24 protein-coding genes and 1 pseudogene are annotated in these 24,783 nt (G+C 73.4%); 10 read left to right on the plus strand and 15 right to left on the minus strand.

What is annotated here, in order from left to right:
* Positions 1-58: 58 nt before the first annotated feature.
* The 6 genes and pseudogenes from O7607_RS05205 to rimP form a co-directional block, all read right to left on the minus strand.
* Positions 59-352: a DUF503 domain-containing protein gene (locus O7607_RS05205; RefSeq protein ID WP_013284668.1), complete on the minus strand. Its 294-nt coding sequence runs from the start codon at positions 350-352 to the stop codon at positions 59-61.
* 41 nt (positions 353-393) lie between these two features.
* Positions 394-1,437, minus strand: a complete 1,044-nt coding sequence (locus O7607_RS05210; protein ID WP_269701368.1) for a TRM11 family SAM-dependent methyltransferase — start codon at positions 1,435-1,437, stop codon at positions 394-396.
* Between the two features lie 82 nt (positions 1,438-1,519).
* Complete coding sequence (infB, locus tag O7607_RS05215) at positions 1,520-4,534, minus strand: translation initiation factor IF-2 (RefSeq protein ID WP_269701370.1); 3,015 nt, start codon at positions 4,532-4,534, stop codon at positions 1,520-1,522.
* 93 nt (positions 4,535-4,627) lie between these two features.
* A pseudogene (locus tag O7607_RS05220) lies at positions 4,628-4,964 on the minus strand (YlxR family protein).
* Positions 4,965-4,979: 15 nt separating this feature from the next.
* A complete protein-coding gene (gene nusA / locus O7607_RS05225; protein ID WP_269701372.1) occupies positions 4,980-6,023 on the minus strand; it encodes a transcription termination factor NusA in 1,044 nt (347 codons plus the stop codon).
* A complete protein-coding gene (gene rimP / locus O7607_RS05230; RefSeq protein WP_269701374.1) occupies positions 6,020-6,670 on the minus strand; it encodes a ribosome maturation factor RimP in 651 nt (216 codons plus the stop codon). The genes nusA and rimP overlap by 4 nt, the downstream gene beginning before the upstream one ends.
* A 263-nt stretch (positions 6,671-6,933) precedes the next feature.
* Here rimP and O7607_RS05235 point away from each other — a divergent pair, with 263 nt between their 5' ends.
* The 6 genes from O7607_RS05235 to O7607_RS05260 all read left to right on the plus strand — a co-directional run bounded on the left by O7607_RS05235 (position 6,934) and on the right by O7607_RS05260 (position 12,421).
* Positions 6,934-7,383 (plus strand): hypothetical protein, encoded by a 450-nt coding sequence (locus tag O7607_RS05235; protein WP_269706897.1) that lies wholly within the window; start codon positions 6,934-6,936, stop codon positions 7,381-7,383.
* Complete coding sequence (locus O7607_RS05240; protein WP_269701376.1) at positions 7,380-7,823, plus strand: ferritin-like domain-containing protein; 444 nt, start codon at positions 7,380-7,382, stop codon at positions 7,821-7,823. The genes O7607_RS05235 and O7607_RS05240 overlap by 4 nt, the downstream gene beginning before the upstream one ends.
* 69 nt (positions 7,824-7,892) lie before the next feature.
* On the plus strand, positions 7,893-8,474 hold the full coding sequence (locus O7607_RS05245) for a PadR family transcriptional regulator (RefSeq protein WP_013284661.1): 582 nt from the start codon (positions 7,893-7,895) through the stop codon (positions 8,472-8,474).
* A 19-nt stretch (positions 8,475-8,493) separates the two neighbouring features.
* Positions 8,494-9,225 (plus strand): ABC transporter ATP-binding protein, encoded by a 732-nt coding sequence (locus O7607_RS05250; protein ID WP_269701378.1) that lies wholly within the window; start codon positions 8,494-8,496, stop codon positions 9,223-9,225.
* Entirely contained in the window at positions 9,222-11,903 is a 2,682-nt protein-coding gene (locus O7607_RS05255; RefSeq protein WP_269701379.1) for an ABC transporter permease, read from the plus strand. The genes O7607_RS05250 and O7607_RS05255 overlap by 4 nt, the downstream gene beginning before the upstream one ends.
* A 50-nt stretch (positions 11,904-11,953) precedes the next feature.
* A complete protein-coding gene (locus tag O7607_RS05260; protein WP_269701380.1) occupies positions 11,954-12,421 on the plus strand; it encodes a nitroreductase/quinone reductase family protein in 468 nt (155 codons plus the stop codon).
* Positions 12,422-12,429: 8 nt separating this feature from the next.
* Here O7607_RS05260 and O7607_RS05265 read toward each other — a convergent pair whose 3' ends face one another.
* The gene (locus O7607_RS05265; protein WP_013284657.1) at positions 12,430-12,684 is read right to left on the minus strand and encodes a hypothetical protein; all 255 of its coding nucleotides are present in this window, start codon (positions 12,682-12,684) and stop codon (positions 12,430-12,432) included.
* Positions 12,681-12,995, minus strand: coding sequence for a DivIVA domain-containing protein (locus tag O7607_RS05270; protein ID WP_269701381.1), 315 nt, complete (start codon positions 12,993-12,995; stop codon positions 12,681-12,683). Before O7607_RS05270 ends, O7607_RS05265 begins: the two co-directional genes overlap by 4 nt.
* A gap of 214 nt (positions 12,996-13,209) precedes the next feature.
* On the opposite strand from O7607_RS05270, the gene O7607_RS05275 reads away from it, so the two are divergent.
* Together O7607_RS05275 and O7607_RS05280 are read left to right on the plus strand one after the other, a co-directional pair.
* Positions 13,210-14,424, plus strand: a complete 1,215-nt coding sequence (locus O7607_RS05275) for a helix-turn-helix domain-containing protein (protein ID WP_269701382.1) — start codon at positions 13,210-13,212, stop codon at positions 14,422-14,424.
* Positions 14,425-14,471: 47 nt separating this feature from the next.
* Positions 14,472-15,002, plus strand: coding sequence for a GNAT family N-acetyltransferase (locus O7607_RS05280; RefSeq protein ID WP_269701383.1), 531 nt, complete (start codon positions 14,472-14,474; stop codon positions 15,000-15,002).
* 19 nt (positions 15,003-15,021) lie between these two features.
* Here the strand turns inward: O7607_RS05280 and O7607_RS05285 are convergent, their stop codons facing one another.
* Complete coding sequence (locus O7607_RS05285; RefSeq protein ID WP_269701385.1) at positions 15,022-15,291, minus strand: type II toxin-antitoxin system prevent-host-death family antitoxin; 270 nt, start codon at positions 15,289-15,291, stop codon at positions 15,022-15,024.
* Between the two features lie 117 nt (positions 15,292-15,408).
* Between O7607_RS05285 and O7607_RS05290 the strand changes: the two genes are divergently transcribed.
* Complete coding sequence (locus tag O7607_RS05290; RefSeq protein ID WP_442929462.1) at positions 15,409-16,086, plus strand: nucleotidyltransferase domain-containing protein; 678 nt, start codon at positions 15,409-15,411, stop codon at positions 16,084-16,086.
* Between the two features lie 19 nt (positions 16,087-16,105).
* Here the strand turns inward: O7607_RS05290 and O7607_RS05295 are convergent, their stop codons facing one another.
* Together O7607_RS05295 and map are read right to left on the minus strand one after the other, a co-directional pair.
* A complete protein-coding gene (locus O7607_RS05295) occupies positions 16,106-16,822 on the minus strand; it encodes a VIT1/CCC1 transporter family protein (RefSeq protein ID WP_194799779.1) in 717 nt (238 codons plus the stop codon).
* Entirely contained in the window at positions 16,819-17,676 is an 858-nt protein-coding gene (map, locus tag O7607_RS05300) for a type I methionyl aminopeptidase (RefSeq protein WP_269701386.1), read from the minus strand. Before map ends, O7607_RS05295 begins: the two co-directional genes overlap by 4 nt.
* Before the next feature lie 94 nt (positions 17,677-17,770).
* Between map and O7607_RS05305 the strand changes: the two genes are divergently transcribed.
* Complete coding sequence (locus tag O7607_RS05305) at positions 17,771-18,085, plus strand: STAS domain-containing protein (RefSeq protein WP_269701387.1); 315 nt, start codon at positions 17,771-17,773, stop codon at positions 18,083-18,085.
* A gap of 20 nt (positions 18,086-18,105) precedes the next feature.
* On the opposite strand, the gene O7607_RS05310 is transcribed toward O7607_RS05305, so the two are convergent.
* The 4 genes from O7607_RS05310 to O7607_RS05325 all read right to left on the minus strand — a co-directional run bounded on the left by O7607_RS05310 (position 18,106) and on the right by O7607_RS05325 (position 24,781).
* Positions 18,106-19,353: an FUSC family protein gene (locus tag O7607_RS05310; RefSeq protein ID WP_269701388.1), complete on the minus strand. Its 1,248-nt coding sequence runs from the start codon at positions 19,351-19,353 to the stop codon at positions 18,106-18,108.
* A gap of 54 nt (positions 19,354-19,407) precedes the next feature.
* Complete coding sequence (locus tag O7607_RS05315; RefSeq protein ID WP_269701390.1) at positions 19,408-23,076, minus strand: SpoIIE family protein phosphatase; 3,669 nt, start codon at positions 23,074-23,076, stop codon at positions 19,408-19,410.
* 206 nt (positions 23,077-23,282) lie between these two features.
* Entirely contained in the window at positions 23,283-24,002 is a 720-nt protein-coding gene (locus O7607_RS05320) for a gamma-glutamyl-gamma-aminobutyrate hydrolase family protein (RefSeq protein WP_269701392.1), read from the minus strand.
* 11 nt (positions 24,003-24,013) lie between these two features.
* Positions 24,014-24,781, minus strand: coding sequence for a 3-oxoacyl-ACP reductase (locus O7607_RS05325; protein WP_216932547.1), 768 nt, complete (start codon positions 24,779-24,781; stop codon positions 24,014-24,016).
* Positions 24,782-24,783: the final 2 nt, after the last annotated feature.

The following is a 24,783-nucleotide window of genomic DNA, read 5'->3' on the forward strand; positions in this document are numbered from 1 at the left end:
ACTACCCGCGCCCGGCCGGGCGTCGCGCGGCACGGCCGGAGTGCGGCGCGACGCGCCGTCAGTCGTCCGCGCCGTGCAGGCGACGGCGTACCGACAGCAGCTCGGTCTCCGGACGGGCGGCGACCAGCCGCTCACAGGAGTCGAGCACCTCGCGGACGTGAGCCGGCTCGGCGGCCACCACCGCCACCCCGATCTCGGCCCGGCCGTGCAGGTCCAGCGCCCCCACCTCGGCGGCGGAGACCTCGAACTTGCGCAGCGCGGCGACGATCGGCCGGACGTAGGACCGCTTGGCCTTCAGGGACCGGGAGTCACCCGGGAGCAACAGGTCGAACAGTGCGGTTCCGGTATACACGGCGAGCAACGGTACGCCGGGCGGCCCGGACCGGCACGCGATTAAGGCGCGACCGCCACCAGCACGTCCCGCTCGATCGCCTGGTCGACCCGGTGCGCGAAGTCGCCGAAGCCGGGACCGTCGAGCACCCGCAGCCCCGCGTCGGTCAGCACCGCCTCCGCCTGCGCCCGCGGCGCGACGTGCGTGTTCCAGGACAGCCCGATCGCGCCACCCGGGCGCAGCAGCTCCCGCCACACCGGCACGGCGGCGGTGAGCAGCTCCAGCGGGCTGCGGGACAACCCCTGGCCGGTACGGCTGCCGTGCGCCACCCCGTACGGCGCGTCGGTGACGATCACGTCCGCGCAGCGGGCGCGCAACGCCTCGCGGGCCCGGGTGGTGTCGGTGTTGAGCACGGTGACGCGCTGGGTGGCCCCGGCCCGGTGCTCGTCCCGCGACGGTGCGACGACGGCCTCGAAGCGGCGGGCGACGAGCTTGCGGTCCCGGCGCACCGACGTCGACTCGGCGGTGTGCTTGAGGCGCTTGCGGCGCAGCCAGGTACGCAGGAACGCCGCGTACGCCTCCACGTCCTGACTGTCACGCTCGATGCCGATGCCGTCGTAGCCGTACATCAGCGCCTGGTTGAGCGTGGTGCCCCGGCCGCAGAGCGGGTCCAGCACCACCACCGGCCCGTCCAGCATCCGCGGCGCGGCGGCGGAGGCGAGCACCGTGACGTTGAGCAGCAGCCGGGTGAACTGCTCGTTGGTCTTGCCGGCGTACTTCGGGATGGTGATCAGGTCGGAGTCGTACCGGGCCAACGGGCGCAGCGGCACCGGCCGCAGCAGGTCGTCGCCGACCCGTTCGAACAACGCGTACGCCGCCGACAGGTTCGCCAGGTGGGCCAGGTCCCGCTCGCCCAGCCCGGGCTCGGCGGTGGTGAACGTCAGGTACTCCACCCCGCCGATCCTCGTCACCTCCGCGTCGCCCGGTGCCACGCCTAGTACGCCGGAACCGGCGAACACGGCCAGTTCGGCACGCGCGAGACGGGCCGCGGCGTCGGCGTAGACGCGGTTGGCGGAGGGGGCGAGGAGCAGCGCGTACCGGATCACGCCGGAAATTGTCGCAGCCTGCGGAAACGGCGACGGCCGGGGCCCGAAGGCCCCGGCCGTCGACCGGTCGTACGCGTGGTTGTCAGGCGCGCGGCTTCTCGCGCATCTCGAACGTCTCGATGACGTCGCCGACCTGGACGTTGTTGTAGCCGCCCAGCGTCAGACCACACTCGAAGCCCTCGCGGACCTCGGTCGCGTCGTCCTTGAACCGCTTCAAGGAGCTGATCGTGAGGTTGTCCGCCACGACCGCCCCGTCCCGCAGCAGCCGCGCCTTGGCGTTGCGGCGGATGAGGCCGGACCGGACGATACAGCCGGAGATGTTGCCGATCTTGGAGGAGCGGAAGACGTCGCGGATCTCCGCGGTGCCCAGCTCGACCTCCTCGTACTCCGGCTTGAGCAGACCCTTGAGCGCGGCGTCGATCTCCTCGATGGCCTGGTAGATGACGGTGTAGTACCGGATCTCCACGCCCTCGCGGTCGGCCATCTCGCGGACCTTGTTCGAGGCCCGCACGTTGAAGCCGATGATCGTGACCGCCTCGGACGAGGCGCTCGCGAGCATGACGTCGCTCTCGGTGATCGCGCCCACGCCCCGGTGGATGATCCGAAGCTGGACCTCCTCCGGGATGTCGAGGTTGAACAGCGCGTCCTCGAGCGCCTCCACGGAACCGGAGACGTCGCCCTTGAGCACCAGGTTGAGCGAGGTCTTCTCGCCCTCCTTGAGCTGCTCCATGAGCGTCTCGAGAGTGGCCCGGCCACGGGAGTTGGCGAACGACGCCGCCCGCCTCCGCGCCTGACGCTGCTCGGCGATCTGCCGCACGGTGCGGTCGTCCTCGGCGGCCAGGAAGGTGTCACCCGCACCCGGCACCGTGGTCAGACCCAGCACCATGACCGGACGCGCCGGACCGGCCGAGTCGACCGGCTTGCCGTTCTCGTCCAGCATGGCCCGCACGCGGCCGTGCGCCCCACCGGCGACGATCGAGTCACCGGCACGCAAGGTGCCCTTCTGCACCAGCACGGTCGCCACCGCGCCACGGCCCTTGTCCAGGTGCGCCTCGATCGCGACACCCTGCGCCGGCCCGTCGATCGGAGCGGTCAGCTCCAGCGACGCGTCGGCGGTCAGCAGCACGGCCTCGAGCAGCTCCTCGATGCCGATGCCGGGCTTGGCCGCCACGTTGACGAACATGGTGTCGCCGCCGTACTCCTCGGCGACCAGGCCGTACTCGGTCAGCTGCTGGCGGACCTTGTCCGGGTTCGCCTCGGGCTTGTCGACCTTGTTGACCGCGACCACGATCGGCACGTCCGCCGCCTTGGCGTGGTTGAGCGCCTCGATGGTCTGCGGCATGACGCCGTCGTCGGCCGCGACCACCAGGATCACGATGTCCGTGACCTGGGCACCACGGGCACGCATGGCGGTGAACGCCTCGTGACCCGGGGTGTCGATGAACGTCACCGCGCGGTCCTCGCCCTCGTGCGGGACGTGGACCTGGTAGGCGCCGATGTGCTGGGTGATGCCACCCGCCTCGCCGGCCACCACGTTCGCCTTACGGATCGCGTCGAGCAGCTTGGTCTTACCGTGGTCGACGTGACCCATGACGGTCACGACCGGCGCACGGCTGACCAGGCGGTCCTCCGCGACCTCGGCGTCGAGGTCGATGTTGAACTGCGCGAGCAGCTCGCGGTCCTCGTCCTCCGGGCTGACGATCTGCACGTCGAAGCCGAGGTGCTCACCCAGCAGCTGCAGGGTCTCGTCGGAGCACGACTGGGTCGCCGTCACCATCTCGCCCAGGTTGAACATCTCCTGGACCAGCGAACCCGGGTTGGCGTTGATCTTGTCGGCGAAGTCCGACAGCGAGGCGCCACGGGACAACCGGACGACCTGACCCTGACCGCGGGGCGCGCCCGAGGACATGGTCGGGGCCGACAGGTTGTCGAACTCCTGTCTGCGCTGCTTCTTGGACTTGCGACCGCGGGTCGGCCGGCCGCCGGGACGCCCGAAGGCACCCGCCGCGCCACCGCCACGGCCACGGCCACCGCCGCCGGGACGGCCACCGCCGCCGACCGGGCCACCCGGACGGAAACCACCGCCGGGAGCACCGCCACCGCCGCCGGGACCGCCGCGGTAGCCACCGCCACCGCCGCCACCACCGGGACCGCCGCGGTAGCCACCGCCACCGCCGCCACCACCGGGTCCACCGCGGTAGCCACCGCCACCGCCGCCGGGACCGCCCGGACGACCGGCGCCTCCGCCGGGTCCGCCACGACCGCCACCGGGGCCGCCGGGGCGGCCGGTGGTCGGGCGCTGGCTCGGCATCGAGGCCGGGCTCGGCCGCGGCGGCATCGACGCCGGGCTGGGCCGCGGCGGCATGCCGGCCGGGCTGGGACGGGGACCGCCCGCACCGGCGGCCGGGGGCCGCTGCTGCTGGCCGCCCTGGATACCGAACGGGTTGTTACCGGCGCCGCGCGCCGGCGGACGACCGCCGGGCCGGGCACCGGGGCCCTGACCCTGACCCGGACCGCCGGGACGACCGGCGGCCGGGGAACCCGGACGCGGCGGCATGGCGTTCGGGCCGGGACGCGGACCCGGGCGAGCGCCGCCCTCGGCCGGGGGCTCCCGGCGTACGGTCTCGCGCTGCTGCTGACGGGCGGCCTGGGCGGCCTTGACCGCGGCCTCCTGCTCAGCCTTGAGCGCGGCGGCACGCGCCTCGGCGGCCGCCACTTCGATGTCGTGCGCGCTCGCCGGCTTGGCGACCGGAGTCGCCGGCTGCGGCGGGCCGGGGACCGGGCCCTTGGGCTTCGGTCCAGGGGTCGGCGCGGCCGGACGCCGGGGCGGCATCGGCTTGGCCGAGACCCGGGGGGCACCCGGGGTCGGGGTGGGCGTCGGGGTCGGCGCCGGGCCACTGGGCGCGGCAGCCGGCGGGCCGGCAGGCGCCGACGAACCGGCTACGAACGCGCTACGCAGCCGCCGGGCGACAGGCGCCTCGACGGTGCTGGACGCGGACTTCACGAACTCGCCCATCTCCTTGAGCTTGGCGAGAACGGTCTTGCTTTCGACCCCGAGCTCCTTGGCAAGCTCGTGTACGCGGGCCTTTCCTGCCACTGCACTCCTCACTCCGAGGTCGTGCGGGCAGCACCCGCAGCGACCTCACTCCTGCACTTGAAGCCTGGTCATTTCAGGGACTTCATCGTGTGCTCATGTCGGTCGTCCTACCTTGCTAGCGACCCTCGACCGGTCGGGCTTGACCGGTCGTCGGGGGTTGCGCGTCGACGTGCTCCGCAAGCGCACCGTGGTCGGGGACCCCGGTGAGGCGCAGTGCCCGCCCGAAGGCGCGGCGACGCACCGCCTGCGCGAAGCAGGCCGGATCAGGGTGCATGTTCGCTCCCCGACCCGGCAGTCTGCGGGCCGGATCGGGCCGGAGACTGGTGTGACCAGCCTCGTCACCGATCGCGACGACCCGCAACAACTCGCTGGCCGGCGCTCGTTTCCGGCAGCCCACACAGGTGCGCTCCGGAATCGCGCGTCGTGCCACTGAGTAAGTCTACCCCTAGCCGCCGGAGATCGCGCCGCCCGGCTCCGGGACGTGATCAGCTCCGCCCCGGCTCTGCGGGGCCGCGGTCTCCGCGTCGGACCGGATGTCGATGCGCCAACCGGTCAGACGGGCCGCGAGGCGGGCGTTCTGCCCTTCCCGGCCGATCGCGAGCGAGAGCTGGAAGTCCGGCACGGTCACCCGGGCGGTACGGGAGGCCAGGTCGACCACCTCGACCCGCAGCGCCTTGGCCGGCGACAACGCGTTGCCGACGAAGGTGGCCGGGTCGTCCGACCAGTCGATGATGTCGATCTTTTCGCCGTGCAACTCGCTCATCACGGCCCGGACCCGCTGGCCCATCGGGCCGATGCAGGCGCCCTTGGCGTTGACGCCGGAGGTCGTCGAACGTACGGCGATCTTCGTACGGTGACCTGCCTCACGCGCGATCGCGCCGATCTCCACGGTGCCGTCGGCGATCTCCGGCACCTCCAGCGCGAACAGCTTCTTCACCAGCGCTGGATGCGAGCGGGACAGCGTGATCTGCGGGCCGCGCATGCCCTTCGCGACGTGCACGACCACGCAGCGGATCCGCTCGCCGTGCTCGTACCGCTCGCCGGGGACCTGCTCGGACTGCGGCAGGACGCCCTCCAGCTTGCCGAGGTCGACGCTGACGATGCCCTTCTCGCGGCGGGTCTCGTGCGCCTGCACCACGCCGGTGACCAGGTCACCGTCGCGGCCGACGTACTCGCCGAAGTGCACCTCGTCGGTGGCCTCCCGCAGCCGCTGGAGGATCACCTGCTTGGCGGTCATGGCGGCGATCCGCCCGAAGTCGTGCGGAGTGTCGTCCCACTCCCGGGTCACCGTGCCGTCGGCGTCCAGCTCCTGCGCGTAGACCGAGGCGGCCCCGCTCTTGCGGTCGATCTCCACCCGGGCGTGCGCCTCGGCGCCGTCGGTGTGCCGGTAGGCGGTCAGCAGCGCGGTCTCGATCGCCGCGAGGATCGTGTCGAACGGGATCTCCCGCTCGCGCTCCAGGGCGCGCAGCGCCGCGAGGTCGATGTTCACCTCTCCTCGTCCTCCAGATCTTCGTCGTCGTCGGTGTCGTCACCGAAGTCCTCGTCGGCCAGGTCGTCCAGGCGGTTGAACTCCACCTGGACCCGGCCGGGACCGAGTTCGGCGTACGGGTGTTCAGCGGGGCCGGCGTCGGTCTCCAGCACCACACGTTCGTCGTCGGCGGCCGTGATCCGGCCGGTGAGCTGGCGGTCCCCCGCGTCGCCGCGGACGGTGACCTTGACCAGCCGCCCGGCGTTGCGCCGCCAGTGCCGGGGCAGGGTGAGCGGGCGGTCCACGCCGGGCGAGCTGACCTCCAGCTGGTACTCGCCGGCCACGATGTCGCCGCCGGCCTCCTCGGCCGCGTCCAGCGCCGCCGAGACCGCGCGGGAGACGTCCGCCACGGCGTCCAGGTTGATCCCGCCGTCGGCGTCCACGATCACCCGGACCACGTGCCGCCGGCCGGCGCGGGAGACGGAGAGGTCCTCCAGGTCGTAACCGGCCGCGGTGACGACCGGTTCGATCACCTCGCGCAGCCGGTTGCGGCGGGCGGCGAGATCGCCGCGAGGTGCGCCGCTCCGGTCCGTGCCGCGGGGCCCGTCGGACCGGCGGGGCCGCCCGGTGGGCCCCGTCGACCGGGTGGCACGGCCACGCTGCGTCATTGCGCGCACCTCTCCTGCTGTTGCCACGACCCGCGGGTCGTGTTGTCCCGGGCCGGTGCGGGCGATCGGCCCGCCATACCGGCGCGCCACCGGGGCGTCCGCGCCCGGTGGTTGCGCAGAGCGTAACGCTTGTGGCCGCCGACGGACCCGGCGGCGCACCGAGACCCTGCCCCACGAGGCGGCGCGGATGGTGTTGACTCTGTCAGGTGGGGATCGGCAGAACACCATCCGACCAGGTCAGAGCGGGGCATTCCCGGCGCTGGCTGCTGCGCACCGGCGGGCTCGTGGCGCTCGGCGGCGCCACGGTGCCGCTGACCGGTTGTGATCTTTTCGACCGTGACAAGGAGCCACCGGCGCCGGACGCCCTGGAGCCGCTCGCCGCCGAGGCGCTCGCGCTGGAGGCCCGCTACCGGGCCGCCGCCACCGCCGCTCCGGCGCTGGCCGGCCGGCTCACCCCGATCGCCGACGCGCACCGGGCGCACGCCGAGGAGCTACGCCGCGTGATCGGCCGGCCGGCACCCTCCGGCGCACCGGCTGCTGCCGGCTCGGCGAGCGCGCCCGCGCCCGACGCCGTGCTCACCGAGCTGCGCCGGGCCGAGCAGGAGGGCCGGACGAACGCGGCCAAGGCGTGCGCCGCCGCGCCGGCCGAGCGGGCCGCGCTGCTCGGCTCGATCGCCGCCGCGCGGGCCACACACGTGGAGGCGCTCAAATGACCAGCCCGACGACCGGCCCGGCCGCGGCCCTCGCCGACGCGCTCGCCGCCGAGTACGCGGCGGTCTGGGCGTACGGGGTGATCGGCGTGCACCTGACCGAGGCGGCGCGCACCGCGGCCCGTGCCGCCGAGGCGGCTCACCGGTCCCGCCGCGACGCGCTGCTGCTGCAACTGGCCGAGGGCTCCGGGCAGGTGCCCGCCGACCGGGCCGGATACGCGCTGCCCTACCCGGTGACGGACCGGGCGAGCGCGTTGCGCCTCGCGGTGGAGGTGGAGGAGCGCACGGCCGGGCACTGGCGGGCCGCGCTGCCGCACACCACCGGCGCGGACCGGAACACGGCGCTCGCCGCGCTCACCGACTGCGCGTTGCGCGCCACCCGCTGGCGTCGTACGGCGGGGGTGACGCCGGTCACGGTTCCGTTCCCGGGCCGACCGGCCTGAGCGCGACGCCGGTCACCCGGCGGAACCCTCCGGTTGCGTTGCGCATACCAGGTATGCATACTCGCGGTCATGTCCATCCGTCACGGCCTGCTCGCCCTGCTCGAACGTGGCCAGATGTACGGCTACCAGCTCCGTGCCGCGTTCGAGGAGTCGACCGGGTCGACCTGGCCGCTGAACATCGGACAGGTCTACACGACGCTGGCCCGGCTGGAACGCGACGGACTGGTGCGCCCGCTGCCGGAGAACGAGAGCGGGCAGCGGCCGTACGAGATCACCGACGCCGGACGGGCGGACCTGGCGCTGTGGTTCGCCACGCCGATCAGCCGCGCCGACCGGCCCCGCGACGAGCTGTCGATCAAGCTGGCGCTGGCGCTGACCACCCCCGGCGTCGACGTGCGGTCGGTGGTGCAGACCCAGCGCACCGCCACCATGCGCGCGCTTCAGGAGTTCACCCGGTTGAAGTACACGAGCGACAAGCCGGAGGATCTACCCTGGCGGCTGGTGCTGGACGCGATGATCTTCCAGACCGAGGCCGAGGTGCGGTGGCTCGACCACTGCGAGACGAGCCTGGTCCGGCACCGTCCGGCACCGATCCGGGCGGTCGACCACCCCGAGGCGGTGGACCGGGCCGGCGACGAAGCCCGCCGGTGACCCGGCACGGGAGGCGCTGATGGACCCGATCGACGGGGTGCTGGAACTGCGGGACGTCCGCCGGACCCACGGCGCCGGCGAGGCCGCCGTGCACGCGTTGCGCGGCGTGAGCCTGACCGTGCGGGCCGGTGAGCTGGTGGCCGTGATGGGCCCCTCCGGGTCCGGCAAGTCCACGCTGCTGGCGCTCGCGGGCGGCCTCGACCGGCCCACCGGCGGCGAGGTGGTGGTCGAGGGCGAGGCGCTCGTCGGGCTCTCCGCCCGCGAGCTGGCCCGGCTGCGGCGCCGCCGGATCGGGTACGTCTTCCAGGACCTGAACCTGCTCGGCAGCCTGACCGCCGTGGAGAACGTGGCGCTCCCCCTGGAACTGGACGGCACCGGCGTGCGGGCGGCCCGCCAGTCGGCCCTCGACGCGCTGCGCGAGGTCGACCTGGAGGATCTGGCCGACCGTTTCCCGGACCAGATGTCCGGCGGCCAGCAGCAGCGGGTGGCGATCGCCCGGGCCCTCGTCGGGGAACGCCGCCTGGTCCTCGCCGACGAGCCGACCGGCGCGCTGGACTCGCAGACCGGTGAGGCGGTGCTGCACCTGCTGCGCCGCCGGGTGGACGCCGGAGCAGCAGGGGTGCTGGTCACCCACGAGGCCCGGCACGCCGGCTGGGCGGACCGGGTGGTCTTCCTGCGCGACGGGGTGATGGTCGACTCGACCGCACCGCTGATCGGCGTCGACCACCTGCTCAGCGGCAGCATCCGGTGACCGACGGCCGCCTCGCCGCCGTACGCGGGTCGTGGCGGACCGCGTTGCGGATCGCCCGCCGGGAGGCCCGGCGGTCCCGGCGGCGCACGCTGCTGGTGCTGGTGATGATCGCGCTGCCGGTGCTCGGCCTCAGCTTCGCCGCGGTCAGCTACGACATGTCGGACCTGACCCGCGCCGAGCGCATCGAGCGGCAGCTCGGCGGCGCCGACGTCGCACTGCGCTGGGACAGCCTGGTGCCGGTGACGCAGGACGCCTGGGGCGAGTCGGCCTGGCCGGTCCAGGGCGAATGGGTCGGCCGGACCCGTCCGGCGACCGCCGAGGAGGTGCGCGCGCTGCTGCCCGAGGGCAGCCGGCTGGCTCGCGCCCGCTGGTGGATGACGTTCTCGACGCGGGTCGGCCGGCACGTCGAATCCATCGAGGCGCGCGCCGTGGACCTGACCGACCCGCTCACCCGGCCACTGGCGCGGGTAGGCGACGGCCGTCCACCGGTGCGCCCCGACGAGATCGCGGTCAGCCCGACGGCGCTGCGCCGGCTGGAGACCCGCATCGGCGACCCGGTACGCACCGTCGACGGCACCACCTACCGGGTGGTCGGGGTGGTGGAGTACCCGGACAACCTCCGGGACGTGATCACGCTGCCCGGGGTGTCCCCGGAGGGCGCGGCCGGCAGCGACACCTGGCTGGTGGACCTGCCCGGCCCGCTGGACCCGGGACTGGTCGACCGGCTGAACGCGCAGGGCGTCCAGGTCGTCGCCCGCGACCGCCTGCCCGGACGGGACGAGTTCTCCCGCGGCATGCGCGTACCGGACGCCGACGAGGCCGGCGTCGTCGGAGTGGTCGGCGGGCTGGGCCTGCTCGAGGTGGTGCTGCTGGTCGGCCCGGCCTTCGCGGTGAGCGTCCGGCGCCGGCGGCGCGACCTCGCGCTCGTCGCGGTGGCCGGTGGCGACGCCTCCCACCTGCGCCGGATCGTGCTCGCCGACGGGGTGGTGCTCGGCGCCGGCGGGGCTGCTCTCGGCCTGCTGCTCGGCATCGGCGCGGCGTTCGCCGGTCGGCCGATCGTCGAGCAGTACGTGCTCGGGGAGCGCCTCGGGGCGTACCGGATCTTCCCGACCGCGCTGCTGGCGATCGCCGCGACGGCGGTGCTGGCCGGCGTGCTGGCGGCGATGGCCCCGGCCTGGACGGCGGCCCGGCAGGACGTGGCGACCGGCCTGGCCGGCCGGCGCGACGCGAGCCGGCCCCGCCGCCGCTGGCTGCTGATCGGGCTGGCGCTCACCGTCGCCGGAACCGCGATCGCCGCGTTCGCCGCCGGCCGGACCTCGCAGACCGGTGTGCTGGCTGGCGTCGCCCTGGGCGAGCTGGGGCTGGTGTTCTGCACGCCGACGCTCGTCGGCGTCCTGGGCCGGGCCGGCCGGCTGCTGCCGCTGACGCCCCGGCTCGCGTTGCGCGACGCCAGCCGCAACCGGTCGTCGGCCGCGCCCGCCATCTCCGCGGTGATGGCGGCGGTCGCCGGAAGCGTGGCGATCGGCGTCTACGTGGCGAGTGACGAGACCCGCTCCCGGGAACTCTGGCAGCCGGGCCTGCCGCCGGGGAACGTGCTGCTCACCCACTCCGGCGACATCCCGGCGGACCCGCCGTCGGCCGACGCCGTCGCCACCCGGGTCCGCACGGTCCTGCCCGACGCCACGGTGACGCCCGTCGCGATCCCCGGCTGCGCCGGCAGCGTCCGGGAGAAGGACGACTGCGCCGTGTACGCGTTCGTTCCGCCGGAGCAGCGCTGCCCGTACACCTCTTCCGAACCGGTCCCCGACTCGGCCCGGCGCGATCCGCGCTGCGTGAGCCCCTTCCAGGAGCCGGTCGACGTCTACCTGCCGGCGCTCGTGGACGACGGCGCCGCGCTGGCCCCGCTCACCGGCGCGCCCGCCGACGAGCTGGCCGCCGCGCGCCGGACGCTCGCCGCCGGCGGCGTCGTGGTCACCGACGCCCGGCGGGTGGTGGACGGGCAGGTCCGGGTGGAGGTCAACTACAACTCCGGCGGCCCGCCCACCGGGCGTCTCCTGCCCGGGTACGCGCTGCGCGGCGGTCTCACCGTCGACCGGCTCGTGCTCTCCCCCGCCGCCGCCGACGCGCTCGGCCTGTCCGCCGTACCGCTGGGCTACCTGCTGGACACCGCCGGCTCGCCCGCCGACGACCGGCAGATGGAGATGCTGACCGACGAGCTGTTCGACATCGGGCCCATGTCGGCGCAGGTGGCGACCGCCGACCCGCCGTCGGACCAGCGCCCGATGCTGCTCCTGCTGGCGGTGGCCTCCGGGGTGATCACGCTCGGCGCGGCCGCGGTCGCCACCGGCCTCGCCGCGGCCGAGGGCCGCCGGGACCTGTCCACGCTCGCGGCGGTCGGCGCCGATCCCCGGGTACGCCGCCTGCTGTCGCTCTGCCAGGCCGGGGTCATCGCGGTCCTCGGCTCCGCGCTGGGCATCGTCGCCGGGCTCGGCTCCGCAGTGGTCGTCCTCGCCGCGCTCAACCAGCGGTACGCGGACTCCTGGCCGGTGCAGCCGCCGTACCCGGTGACGGTGCCCGGCGTGACGCTCGCCGCGCTGGTCGTGGTGCCGCTGGTGGCGATGGGCGGCGCCGCGCTGTTCACCCGGTCCCGCCTGCCGATCGAACGCCGGCTCGACTGACTGACCGTCCGAGGGATGACGAGGCCCGGTGCGGGCGGCACACTTGTCGGATGTCCGCCCTGGGAACCCTCACCCGCCGTCTCGGTCACCAGCGTTGGTTCGGCGCCACCATGCGCCTGCTCGTCCCGGCCGACCGGCTGGTTGGCCGGATGACGAAAGGTCGCGTGGTCGCCTTCGGGCTCGTGCCCACCCTGGTGCTCACCTCCACCGGCCGCCGCTCCGGCAAGCCCCGCAGCAACCCCCTGGTGTACGTCCCCGACGGCGACGCCTACGTGGTGATCGGCTCGAACTGGGGGCAACAGCACCAGCCGTCCTGGACGTTCAACCTGATGGCTGATCCGGCCGCCGAGGTGGACGTCAAGGGACGCCGGATCCCCGTCACCGCCGAGCAGGTCACCGGCGAGGAACGGGAACGGCTCTTCCAGCGGCTGGTGCAGGAGTGGCCCGCGTACCGCACGTACGTCGAGCGCGCCGGTAACCGCGAGATCCGCGTGTTCCGGCTGGTCCCGAACGCCTGATCGACGGCTCACCGTGGCCGGAATCGCGGCGAGCAGTCGCCGTCGTGATCGGGCCGTAGCAGGCAGCGTCGTCCCTCGGACAGGTTGCGGTCGCAGAAGACCCAGTGTCGTACGTTCTGGTCGTCCTCGGGCGAGACGCTGGTGCCACCGGGTTCGGTCTGCGGGAGGACGTGGCTCCAATGTGCCACCACCCGGGCAAGGCGCTGCGCGGACACGAGGTCGTTGACGACCATCGGCAGATGGATGACCCACCGTTCGGTCATCGTTCCTGCTCCCGCTCGGCCCGGGCACGCGCCTGCTCCGACTGCCAGCGCCGCAGGGCGTCCTTCACCCGGTCGGTCTCCCGGCGGCTCTCGGCCAACGCGTCATAGACCGTCGCGAGATCGCCCGCCACCAGGTCCAGGAACTCCCGGACCTGTTCGGGATCGAGCCCGCGTCGGCCCAGCGGTGCGGAGCTGAACGTTCGTTCCCGTACCTGCCACGGTCGCAGCGGCCGGTAGACCGCGGAGCGATAGCACGTCGCGCGGCGCTCGGGCCGGCGGTTGTGCAGGCGTCGGAAAGGGATGATCCTCATCGAACCTGTCCTCTGTCGGTGCCATCCGCCCGGTGGGGGCGGGCCGATACGGCCCGCCCCCGGCACCTGCCGTCGCAGCGTGATCGCGGTACGCCGACAGGGCTCACACGGGCCGCGCCGAATTGGTCGGCCTCGGTAGCATCCCGATTACGGAGCGCAGGCGGCAGCGGTGAGCAGTGGGCCCACACGCCGGCCCACGACCTGAGAGGGTGGCATGGACCATTTCGGGGACATACTCAGGCGGCATCGGGTTGCCGCCGGTTGGTCGCTGCGGAAGTTCGCCGAACTCATCAGGTACGACTTCGGCTACCTCGGGCAGATCGAGCGTGGCGCCCGCCCCGTCAACCCCGCCGTCGTGGCCGCCTACGACCGGGCACTGTCGGCCGACGGCTCGATCAAGAAGGCATACGACAGCAGGCGCGCCAACGACATCGACATGCCGAGAAGGTCGGTGCTCCAAGCCATGACTTCGCTTGCTGCGCTCCCGGCCGTCGACCGTATGGTCGGCTGGGAGGCGCTGCGACACGGCCTCGACGCCGCCGTCGACGTCGAGACCGACGCGTGGGCAGAGATCGTCTCCTCCTACGGCACGGCCTACTATCGCCAGCCGCACGAACAGCTGATGACACAACTCGGCCGGGATCTGACGGTCCTACAGCATCAACTCGCCGCAAGCGATGATCGGCGTCGCCCACAGCTGCTACGCGTCGCCGCAGCGCTGTCGGTGATCGTCGCGCTCAGCCTCGTGGCGTCAGGCCACGCTCTGCTGTCGAGGAGATGGTGGGCCAGCGCCCAGAGAGCCGCCGACGAGTCCGGTGACCCCGACACGCGAGTCCTGACCCGCGCCTGGGACGTCGTCAACGGCTGCTACGACGGTCGACGGCCCATGACCGTCGTAGCGATCTCTGACGAGGTGCTTCCGCTCGCCGGTAGGCCGTCGGCTGCCACCTGTGGTCTGCTGGCGGGCCGGGCGCAGGCACTCGCCCTCGCCGGGCGGCACGACGAGGCAGTCGCGACCGTGCGTCATCTGAGCGAGCAGATCGAGAAACTCCCGGCCGCCGTCGTCGGGGACGTCGAATCGCTGTGGGGCTGGCCGGAGCATCGCCTGGGACACACGGAGTCCTGGGTCCACACCCATTCCGGTGACCGGAGGGCGGCTGCGGCAGCGCAGGCCCGGGCCTTGGAGTTGTATCCCGCTTCCCAGATCCGGCTGCGTACGCAGGTACAACTGCATCAGGCAGCGGCCACGGTCCGGGCCGGTGACATCACCGACGGTCTGACGGCGGCGGCCGATCTGTTGGACCGCCTGCCCCGGGAACAACACAACGAACTCGTGCGCGCGGTCACTCTGCAGGTCACGGCGGCGGTACCCGACGGAGAGCGGCACCGGCCGCTCTACACGGAACTGATGGACCGAGTCCAGCGGTGACGCCTCCGCCGTCCGTCACCTTCGACCGGTGCCATCCCGACAAGCTGATGTCTGTCGTCGACGCTCTCGCCGACTTGTACGCGCTGGTCTACGCCGAACCGCCTTACCTCGAAGGCCCGGCACAGGTCGCCCGGTTCCGGGCCGGGCTGCCCGACGAGGCGGCACGGCCCGGATTCCGCCTCGTCCTGGCGAGAGAGGGCGAAGAACTGATCGGAGCGGCGTACGGGTGGACCATGGCCGCCGGCACCTGGTGGTCGCGTGCGGAGGAGGAACCCCCGGCCGAGGTGCGGGATCGCGACAAGTTCGCCGTACTGGAATGGGTCGTCCACCCGCGGCATCGGTCTCACGGCATCGGCGCGGAGTTGATGCGTCGGCTTCTTCAGGGGCGTCCGGAGAGCTGGGCGACGCTCGCCTCCGATCCGCGCAGCCTGGCGAACGGCATCTACCGGCGCAACGGCTGGCGGGTTGCCGGGCACGCCGAGCTGCCGTGGGGTCCTTCGATGGAACTGCTGGTACGCGATCTGCGGACCGCCGAGGAGGCGCGGACTGGAACGCGCCGGTCACCTCAGCAGCAATGAGCGGCTGGCGGCCAGCTTCTCAGAGGCCCACCTCTTTGCGCAGGTCGGTGAGGGAAACCGGCGCTTCGCCCGCATCCAGACGGGCCAGGGCGGCCCGGGCAGCCTCGACGTCGATCGCGTCCTCGGCGCGTTCGATCGCCTCGGCGAGGTCCGCCGGGACAATGGCAGCCAGCCGCTGCCCACGACGAGTGACGTAGGTGATGCGACCGGCGTAGTGAGCGCGTGAGACGACATCCGCGAGATTCTCGCGAGCATCGGAGATCGGAAGCTCGGCAGCGGGCTCGGTCATACCTGAAGCGTACGGTCGTACAAGTCGTACAAGTCGAACTGACGACGTTGCGGATTGGCGGTGGCCTTGGCCGGCGAGCGAGATGCCGAGCGGCGTCTGGACGATCCACGGTGGCAGGTGGCCGAGCGGGTCGGTGACGCCGTCCTGCGGCGGTTCCCGGCCGACGTGCTGGCGGTCGCCGTACACGGTCCGCTCGCGCACGGCGACGACGACGGCGGCGGGGACCGCGAGGTCGGCCTGCTGGTCGTCACCTACCGGCCCGGCGCCGGGCCGCCGCCCGCCACCCGGCGGGTGGACGGGGTGCTCGTCGACCTCACGGTGGCCGGGGCGGGCGACTACCTGCGCCGGGCGACGACGATCACGTCCCGCTGGCCGCTGGCCGCGGACCGGTACGTGACGACCCGCGCCCTGCACGATCCGACCGGCTGGCTGCGAAAGCTGCGCGACGAGCACCTGGCGCGGCTGGCACGCGCCCGGCCGGCGGAGTTCACGAGCGCGGCGCGGCAGGCGTGGTACCGGGGCAGCGCGGCGCACGCCCGCGCGTTGCGGCTGGCCGAATGGTACGAGACGGACCAGGCGCTGCTCATGCTCGGCGAGGCGCGGCTGGCCGCCGCCACCGTGCAGGGACTGTTCAGCCGCACCTACTTCCGCGATCCCGGGGACGCGGTGCGGCGTACCGGGCTGGCCGGGGCGGACATGACCGAGGTGGGCGCGGCGCTGACCCGCCAGGCCGAGGAACTGGCCGCCCGGGGGCGGCCGGTCGACGGCACGATCGACGACCTGCTGTCCGGTTGACGGCCGGGGTGGCTCAGCCTCAGCCGATACCGCCGCTGACGCCGATCAGCGCGCCGATCAGGTAGGTCGCGCCGGCCGCCAGCCCGCCGAGCAGCAACTGCCGCAGACCGGCACGCCACCATGCGCGGTTGGTGAACCGGGCCACGATCGCACCGGCGACGAAGAGGCCGACGCCGCCGACGCCGAGCGCCAGCCAGAGGCTGGTGAAGCCGAGCAGGTACGGCAACAGCGGCACCAGCGCGCCGATCGAGAAGCAGACGAACGACGAGATCGCCGCGGCCCACGGGCTGGGCTGGTCGTCGGGGTCGACGCCCAGTTCCTCCCGTACGTGCACCCGCAGCGCCTCCTCCGGGTTGGCGCGTACCGCCTCGGCGACCTGCGTCGCCAGCTCGCGGGACAGTCCACGGGCGACCCAGGCGTCTGCGAGTTCCCGGGCCTCGGCCTCCGGGTGGCGTTCCAGCTCGCGCCGCTCCTTGGCCACCTCGGCGGCGACCTGCTCGTTCGCGGACCGGACGCTCGTGTACTCGCCGAGGCCCATCGAGATGGCACCGGCCACCAGGCCGGCCGTGCCGGTGAGCACCACGCTGCGCGGCGACACCCCGCCTCCGCCCACACCGGCGATCAGCGCGATGTTGGTGACCAGCCCGTCCATCGCGCCGAAGACGGCCGGACGCAGCCAGCCGCCGGACACGTCCGCGTGGTGCGCCTCGCGCAGTGCCGCAGGGGTGTCGGTCACGGCAGCGTCAGGATCTCGTAGCCGTCGTCGGTCACGACGATCGTGTGCTCGAACTGGGCCGTCCACCGGCGGTCCTTGGTGACCACGGTCCAGCCGTCGTCCCACATGTCGTACTGGTAGGTGCCGAGCGTGATCATCGGCTCGACGGTGAACGTCATGCCGGGCTCCATCACGTCGGTGGGGCGCGGGCTGTCGTAGTGCGGCACGTAGAGGCCACTGTGGAACGCCTCGCCGATGCCGTGCCCGGTGAAGTCGCGGACCACGCCGTAGCCGAAGCGCTTCGCGTACGACTCGATGACCCGGCCGATGACGTTGATCTGCCGCCCCGGCGCGATGGCCTTGATGCCGCGCATCATCGCCGTGTGGGTCCGCTCGACCAGCAGGCGGGCCTCCTCGCTCACCTCACCCACGCAGAACGTGGCGTCGGTGTCGCCGTGCACGCCGTTCAGGTACGCGGTGACGTCGACGTTGATGATGTCGCCGTCCTCGAGCACGGTGGTGTCCGGGATGCCGTGGCAGATCACCTCGTTGAGGCTGGTGCAGCACGACTTGGGAAAGCCCCGGTAGCCGAGCGTCGACGGGTAGGCGCCGTGGTCGCAGAGGAACTCGTGCACCACCCTGTCGATCTCGTCGGTGGTCACGCCGGGCTTGCAGTGCTCACCGGCGAGCTGGGTGGCCTGGGCGGCGAGACGCCCCGCCACGCGCATCTTCTCGATGGTCTCCGGCGTCTGCACGTGCGAGCCGCGCCACTCCTGGGGGCGCTTCTTACCCACGTACTCCGGGCGCGGGATGTGGGCGGGGACCGCTCGCCACGGGGAGAGCGTGCCGGGGGTCAGCGGCGCACGGACGGTCATGGCCCAAGCCTATCGCCGGGGGTGGTGTGCCCCCCGCCACAGGCCCGCCGGGCAGGTTGTTGCCGTGCCGCAAACGCTGTGCCATTGTTGCTCCGTGGATCAAGGGGGCGCGGCGCCCGTCTTCTCCGTGACGGCGCAGGTCGACGGCGACCAACTGCGCGTCCAGGTGACCGGCGAGGTCGACATGGCGACCGCCGACACCATGTTCCAGACCGCGCTCCGCGAGCCCGCCAAGCAGCTCACGCTCGACCTGCGGGCGGTCACCTTCTTCGACTCGGCCGCCATCCACGCGGTGGTCCGGCTCGCGCAGCGGTTCCCGGCCGCGCTCACCGTGCTGCCGTCCCCGCAGGTCCGGCGCGTGCTGGACATCTCCGGCCTGGGCGACCAGGACTGGCTCGCCCGCACCTGACCGACTCGGGCGCCCTCCGGCTAGGAGGCCTCTCCCATCCCGGGCGACAGGCCCGGCCCCGGTTCCGGCCGCCCCGGACCCGACGCGGGGTGCCGCTCTCCCGTCTCCCCCGCGGTGTCCGGGGCGAGATCACGACGCAGCGACTCGGCGTCGCGCTTGCGCACCCCGCTCGCCCGGATCGTGTTCACCGCGATGATGGTGAGTTCGTTCGCCACGTTGATGCCGCTGACGCGCAGGCCGCTGCGCAACGCCTCCTGAGCGAGGCGGAGGGCCGACATCGCGGCCCGCTGGGATCGGGAGGGCCGGTCGGTGGACGGGGACCAGCCCGCAGCGACGGTGCGCGCGGCCTCGGCCAGGCACCGCACGGCCTCGGCGAGCGACGGCGGAACGGGCTCGTCGTCACGGATCGCGCGTTCGAGGTTGAGCGCGACGTCGCGGCTGTGCAGCAGGGACCGGATCATGAGGATGGCGCCGTGCCGCCACCCCTGCAGCGCGCTCTGGTTGTGCCACCGTAGCGGCGAGAGGCGGACGACCTCGTCGGCGCCTGACATCGCGGTCTCCACGTCCGAGGTGTCGAGCCGGCGCAGCGTGTCGAGGACCTGACGGGCCAGCTCGGCGTCCCGGGCCAGGGCCGCGTCGGCCAGGCGGTCCAGCCCGGCGGCCATCTGGTTGAGCAGGGGCCGGCCGGCCCGCCGGATCCGGTAGATCGGGTTCAGGGGCAGCACCACGACCGCGACCAGGATGCCGACCGCCCCACCGACGACGCCGTCGAGGAAGCGGGGCAGCGCGATGTCGGTCCGGGCCGGGAACAGCACGGCGATCACCATCGCGCTGCCGCCGACCTGGGTGACGAACGCGCCCTCGTCGCTGAGCAGGACGGCGACGAGGATCGCGGCGGCGACGATGACGCCGATCTGGACGTATCCCTGCCCGACCCAGGAGACCAGCAGGTCGCCCAGCATGATGCCCACCGCCACGCCGGCGACCAGCAGCAGCGTACGGCGGAAGCGCTGGCTCACCGAACTGGCGATGGTGCCGACCGCGACGGCGGGCGCGAACAGCGGTTGCGGGTTGTGGATCAGGTCCTTCGCGACCCACCACGCGACTGCGGCGGCCACCCCGCACTGCACCGCCACGAGCAGGCTCAACCGCACCCGCCGCAGCCGATCCCGCACAGTGTCCCGGCCGGTACGGCGAATCGCCGTCCACGCCGCACCTACCGGGTCGTTCCCGCTGCCGTGGGAAGGACGGAACGGCTCACGCCCCATGAGGCGATCCTAGGGACTTCGCCGCATTTGATCCGCTTTACGCGGCAAACAGGCTCAGTCCCGGTCGGTCAGCCGGCGGCGCAGCGTCAACTCGGTGCCCGCCTCGGTACGCGTCACGTCCATCTCCCCCAGCGCCTGGATCAGCGCCAGCCCGCGTCCCCGGAAACTCGACCCGCTCGACTCCCGCCAGCGTCCGCTGTCCCGGACGGTCGCGATGACCGTCCGGTCGGCGATCGTCACCTCGACCTCGATCGTCGGATCCACCGGGTCGACCGGGTGCTCGATCGCGTTCGCCGCCGCCTCGGAGACCGCCACGGTCAGGTCGAACAGGTCGGTCTCGCCGACCTGGTGGGCGACGAGGAAGTCCTCCAGCCGCTTGCGCAGCACGCTGAGCCGGGTCGGGTCGGCGGGCAGGCGCAACGCGAAGCGGTTCAACTCGGCCGCTTCCAGCGCGAGCACCGCCACGTCGTCGTGCCGGGACCGCTCGGCCACCCGCGCCATGACCGCGTCGACCAGGTCCGCAACGTGCGCGGCGCGCGCCGTCGCGTCCGCCCGCAACTGGCCCAGCCCGGCGTCGATGCCCGCGGACCGGTCCTCGATCAGGCCGTCGGTGTAGAGCAGGAGCCGGTTGCCCGGGGCGAGCTCGCCTTCGGCGGCCGGGTAGACGGCGCCGGGAATCGCCCCGATCGGCGGTCCGAGGGCCCGATCGTGCAGGAACGCCACGTCGTCTCCTCGGATCAGCAGGGGTGAGGGATGACCCGCGCTGGCGTACCGGATGCGGCCGGTGCGCGGGGAGAAGCCGAGGCAGACCACTGTGGCGAAGGAGCCGCTGCCGGCGGAGTGGACCAGCCGGTTGAGCCGGGTCAGCGCCTCGCCCGGGTCGTAGCCCTCCATGACGTACGCCCGCAGCGCGTTGCGGAGCTGGCCCATCGCCGCGGCGGCCCGCACGCCCTTGCCCACCACGTCGCCGATGACCAGCACCAGGTCGTCGTCGGCGGTGGCCATCACGTCGTACCAGTCGCCGCCGACCTCCACGTCGGCGCTGCCGGGCAGGTAGCGGCTGGCCACCACCGCGCCGGGCAACTGCGGCAGCGTACGCGGCAGCAGGCTGTGCTGAAGCGTGGTCGCGATGTGGTGTTCGGCCTCGTAGAGCTGGGCGTTCTCCAGCCGTACGCCGATCAGCCGGGCCAGTTGGGCCAGCGCCGCCTCCTCGGTGCCGCCACCCTCGCGGCGCCACACCCGCAGCTCGCCGAGCTGCTCGCCGGACGTGCCGGTGAGCGGCAGCACCACTGTCGGCTCGGCGGGCAGGTCACCACCGGCGTCCTCCTCGTGGCGGGCCCCGGTGGCGGAGACCCGGACCCGTCCGGCCTCGGCCAGGCGCAGCGCGTGCCGGGCCGCCACCCGCACCACCTCGGCGGTGGACCGGGCGGTGTTGATCTCCACGGCCGCGTCGGCGAGCGCCCGCAGCCGGCGGATGATCTGCCCGCGCAACTGGCCCAGTTCGACGTTGGCCCGCACCCGCGCCACCAGCTCCTGGCTGGAGAAGGGCTTGGTCAGGTAGTCGTCCGCGCCGGTGGACAGGCCGGCGACCTCCTCGGCGGCACCGGCCCGCGCCGAGAGCAGCACGATCGGCACGTGCCGGGTGGCCGGTTCGGCACGCAGCGCGGCGACCAGCCCGAAGCCGTCCAGCCGGGGCATCATCACGTCGGTCAGCACCAGGTCGAACGGGGTCTCGACGGCCAGCCGCAGCGCCTCCACGCCGTCCGGCACGGCCACCACCTCGTACGCCGGGGAGAGCAGCCGGACGACGTGCTCGCGCAGGTCGGGGTTGTCGTCGGCGAACAGGATGCGGCCGGAACCGCCGGGCGAGCCGGACGGCTCCGGCAGCCCGGTCGGACGGGCCACCTCGTCGGTCCAGAGCGCCGTCTCGGCGACGTAGAGGCGGGCCTGCTCCGATTCGCTCAGCGGCACCGGGGACAGGGCGGCCACCCGGTCGGCGGGCAGGTGCGCGTACCCGAAGGGCATGGTCACGGTGAACGTGGTGCCCCGGTCGACGACGCTGTGCGCGGTCACCGTGCCGCCGTGCATCTCGACCAGCTCGCGGACCAGGGCGAGCCCGATCCCGGTGCCCTCGTGGGTCCGCGAGCGGGCACCGGCGACCCGGTGGAACCGCTCGAAGACCTGCGGCAGCTCCTCCGGCGCGATGCCGACGCCGGTGTCCGTCACCTCCAGGACGGCGGCGCCGTCGGCCGCGCGGACCCGGACCCGGATCTCGCCGTCGAAGGTGAACTTGACCGCGTTGGACACCAGGTTGAGGACGATCTTCTCCCACATGTCCCGGTCGACGTAGACCGGCGCGGGCAGCGGCGGGCAGTCCACCACCAGGCGCAGCCCGGCCCGCTCGGTGGCCGAGCGGAACGTGCTGGCCAGCCGGGAGGTGTAGTCGGACAGGTCGGTGGGCTGGTAGCGGGCGGCCAGCCGGCCGGACTCCAGCCGGGAGAAGTCGAGCACCGTGTTGACCAGCTTGAGCAGGCGCAGCCCGTTGCGGTGCATGACGGTGAGCCGGTCGAGGTACCGCTCGGGCAGTTCCCGGTCGGCGAGCATCTCCTCCAGCGGCCCGAGGACCAGCGTGAGCGGGGTACGGAACTCGTGGCTGACGTTGGCGAAGAAGCTGGTCTTGGCGCGGTCCAGCGCGGCCAGCTCGGCGGCGCGGGCGCGTTCCTGCTCGTACGCCCGCTGCTTGCCCACCGCCCGGGACACCTGCGCGGCGACCAGGTCGACGAAGTCGCGGTAGTCGGCGGCGAACGGCAGCCGCCGGGACACTCCGAGCAGCAGCACGCCGGCCGGCTCGTTCGTGGCGGTCAGCGGCAGCAGGAGCGCCTGGTCGGCGGCGTCCGGCGGCACCGCGCCGGGCAGGTCGGCGGTGGCGATCCAGCGCGGCGCGGTCAGCGGCTCGTCGTCGGGCAGCCCGGGCGGCGGGCCAGCGACGGTGTCCGGCTCCACGCCCGAACAGCCGGCCGGCACCAGCGACCCGGTCTCGTCGGAGAACCAGACCGCGCTGAACGGCACGTCGGCGCGGTGGGCGTCGAGCACCCGGGTGACGGCCCGGCCCAGTTCGAGCATGCCGGGTACGTCGCCCAGCTCGTTGCCCAGCTCGGCGAGGACACGCAGCCGGCGTTCGCCGAGCACCCGGCCGGTGGTCTCGTTGACGAAGCAGAAGATCCCGCTGACGGTGCCGTCGGCGTCGCGGATCGGGTCGTACGAGACGTCGAAGTAGACGTCCTCCAGGAACCCGTGCCGGTTGATCACGAAGGGGTGGTTCTCACCCCGGTACGGCACGCCGGTGCGGCGCACGGCGTCGAGCAGCGGGCCGAGCACGTCCCAGGTCTCGGCCCAGTGCCGGCGTGCGGCCTGGCCGATCACGGCCGGATGTTTGTCGCCGATGGTCGGCCGGTAGGCGTCGTTGTAGAAGGCCAGATGGTCCTCGCCCCAGAACACCACCATCTGCGCCCGGGACGACAGCATCGTGCTCACCGCGTGGCAGAGCGCCGCGGGCCAGCGGTCCGGGCTGCCGAGCGGGGTGGTGGACCAGTCGAAGCCGCGCAGCCGCTCGCCCATCTCGCCGCCGGCTGCGAACGCCGCGGCGAGCAGCGGCGACAGTGACGCCTCGCCGGCCGCCGGGGACGAACGACTGTCGCCCCCGCCCCCCTGGGCCGAGCCCATGCAGCCTCCCGCTCCGGCCATGATCACGACGGTCGGCGCTGTCACGCCGACCGTCCCCGCCTACTACCCCGACGGACGAGCAACGTAACGCACCCGCACCGTTCGACGCTGGTTACCTCCTCCTCATCCTGGCGTAACCGACGGTCAGGGGCGACTCGGGCGGTCCTCGCTGGTCGGCGGGACCACCGATTCGGCCTCTCCCCCACCTACGAAACGCGGGTGTGTGATCTAGCCGACATCGCGGCCCGGACCAGCGCGGCCACCGGCCGCGGGTCGGTCTCGTTCTCCGGATGCCACTGCACGCCGAGCACGAAGCGCCGCGCCGGATCCTCCACCGCCTCGATCACCCCGTCGTCGGCCCAGCCGGTGACCGCGAGGCCGCCGGGGTCGGCCACCGCCTGATGGTGGTACGAGTTGACCCGGTCCACCCCGGCCATCACCTCGGCGGCCCGGCTACCGGCGGCGAAGCGCACCGGATGCGAGCCGTACACGCCCGGCGCGGGACGGTGCCCGTCGTGCCCGACCACGTCCGGCAGGTGCTGGTGCAGCAGCCCGCCGTACGCCACGGCGAGCAGTTGCATCCCCCGGCACACGCCCAGCACCGGCAGGTCGGCGGCGAGCGCGGCGGCCAGCAGCGTCGCCTCCCCGGCGTCGCGCTCCGGCCGGCTCTCGGTACGCGGGTCCGGCGGCTCGCCGTACCGCTCCGGGCCGACGTCCGCGCCGCCGGCCAGCAGCAGCCCGTCCAGCAGCCCCAGCACGTCCGCGTCGGCGTCGTCCGGGGGCAGCACCACGGCCCGGCCGCCCGCCGCGGTGACCGAACGGACGTACGCGTGCGGCACAAGCGTCGCCGGCACGTCCCGCCACACCGCCCAGCCGGCCGGCTCGACGTACGCGGTGATGCCGATGACCGGCCTTCTCGCGCTCACGGTGCCCGCGCTCACAGGGGTGTCACGTAGGCACCGGTGATGCCGCCGTCGACGACGAACTGCGCGGCGGTCATGAACGACGCGTCGTCGCTGGCGAGGAACGCCACCGCGGCGGCGATCTCGGTGGGGTCGCCGAACCGGCCCATCGGCACGTGCACCAGCCGCCGGGCAGCCCGCTCCGGGTCCTTGGCGAACAACTCCAGCAGCAGCGGCGTCGCCACCGGTCCCGGGCACAGCGCGTTCACCCGGATGCCCTCGCGGGCGAACTGCACGCCCAGCTCCCGGGTCATCGCCAGCACCCCGCCCTTGCTCGCCGTGTACGCGATCTGCGACGTCGCCGCGCCCATCAGCGCCACGAACGAGGCGGTGTTGATGATCGAGCCCTTGCCCTGCCGGCGCATGTGCGGGATGACGTACTTGCAGCACAGGTAGACGCTCGTGGTGTTCACCCGCAGCACCCGTTCCCAGGCGTCCAGGCCGGTCTCCAGGATGGAGTCGTCGTCCGGCGGGGAGATGCCGGCGTTGTGGAACGACACGTCCACCCGGCCGTGCCGCCGCACCACCCCGTCGAACAGGTCGCGTACGGCCGTCTCGTCCGCCACGTCGGCGGCCACGAACTCGCCGTCCACCTCCTGCGCGGCCCGGGTGCCGGCGTCGGCGTCGATGTCCACGCACACCACGCGGGCACCCTCGGCGGCGAAGCGGCGTACGGTGGCCAGCCCGATGCCGCTGCCGGCGCCGGTCACGACCGCCACCCGGTCGGAAAGCCGTCCCTGCACTG

This window comes from Micromonospora sp. WMMA1949 (assembly GCF_027460145.1).
Lineage (GTDB): Bacteria > Actinomycetota > Actinomycetes > Mycobacteriales > Micromonosporaceae > Micromonospora.

Excerpts from the sequence above, each read along its gene's own strand:
- rimP (WP_269701374.1), bottom strand. The coding sequence starts at position 6,670 with ATGACGCAGCGTGGCCGTGCCACCCGGTCGACGGGGCCCACCGGGCGG.
- O7607_RS05240 (WP_269701376.1), top strand. The coding sequence starts at position 7,380 with ATGACCAGCCCGACGACCGGCCCGGCCGCGGCCCTCGCCGACGCGCTC.
- O7607_RS05245 (WP_013284661.1), top strand. The coding sequence starts at position 7,893 with ATGTCCATCCGTCACGGCCTGCTCGCCCTGCTCGAACGTGGCCAGATG.
- O7607_RS05250 (WP_269701378.1), top strand. The coding sequence starts at position 8,494 with ATGGACCCGATCGACGGGGTGCTGGAACTGCGGGACGTCCGCCGGACC.
- O7607_RS05260 (WP_269701380.1), top strand. The coding sequence starts at position 11,954 with ATGTCCGCCCTGGGAACCCTCACCCGCCGTCTCGGTCACCAGCGTTGG.
- O7607_RS05265 (WP_013284657.1), bottom strand. The coding sequence starts at position 12,684 with ATGACCGAACGGTGGGTCATCCATCTGCCGATGGTCGTCAACGACCTC.
- O7607_RS05270 (WP_269701381.1), bottom strand. The coding sequence starts at position 12,995 with ATGAGGATCATCCCTTTCCGACGCCTGCACAACCGCCGGCCCGAGCGC.
- O7607_RS05275 (WP_269701382.1), top strand. The coding sequence starts at position 13,210 with ATGGACCATTTCGGGGACATACTCAGGCGGCATCGGGTTGCCGCCGGT.
- O7607_RS05280 (WP_269701383.1), top strand. The coding sequence starts at position 14,472 with ATGTCTGTCGTCGACGCTCTCGCCGACTTGTACGCGCTGGTCTACGCC.
- O7607_RS05285 (WP_269701385.1), bottom strand. The coding sequence starts at position 15,291 with ATGACCGAGCCCGCTGCCGAGCTTCCGATCTCCGATGCTCGCGAGAAT.
- map (WP_269701386.1), bottom strand. The coding sequence starts at position 17,676 with ATGACCGTCCGTGCGCCGCTGACCCCCGGCACGCTCTCCCCGTGGCGA.
- O7607_RS05310 (WP_269701388.1), bottom strand. The coding sequence starts at position 19,353 with ATGGGGCGTGAGCCGTTCCGTCCTTCCCACGGCAGCGGGAACGACCCG.
- O7607_RS05315 (WP_269701390.1), bottom strand. The coding sequence starts at position 23,076 with ATGGGCTCGGCCCAGGGGGGCGGGGGCGACAGTCGTTCGTCCCCGGCG.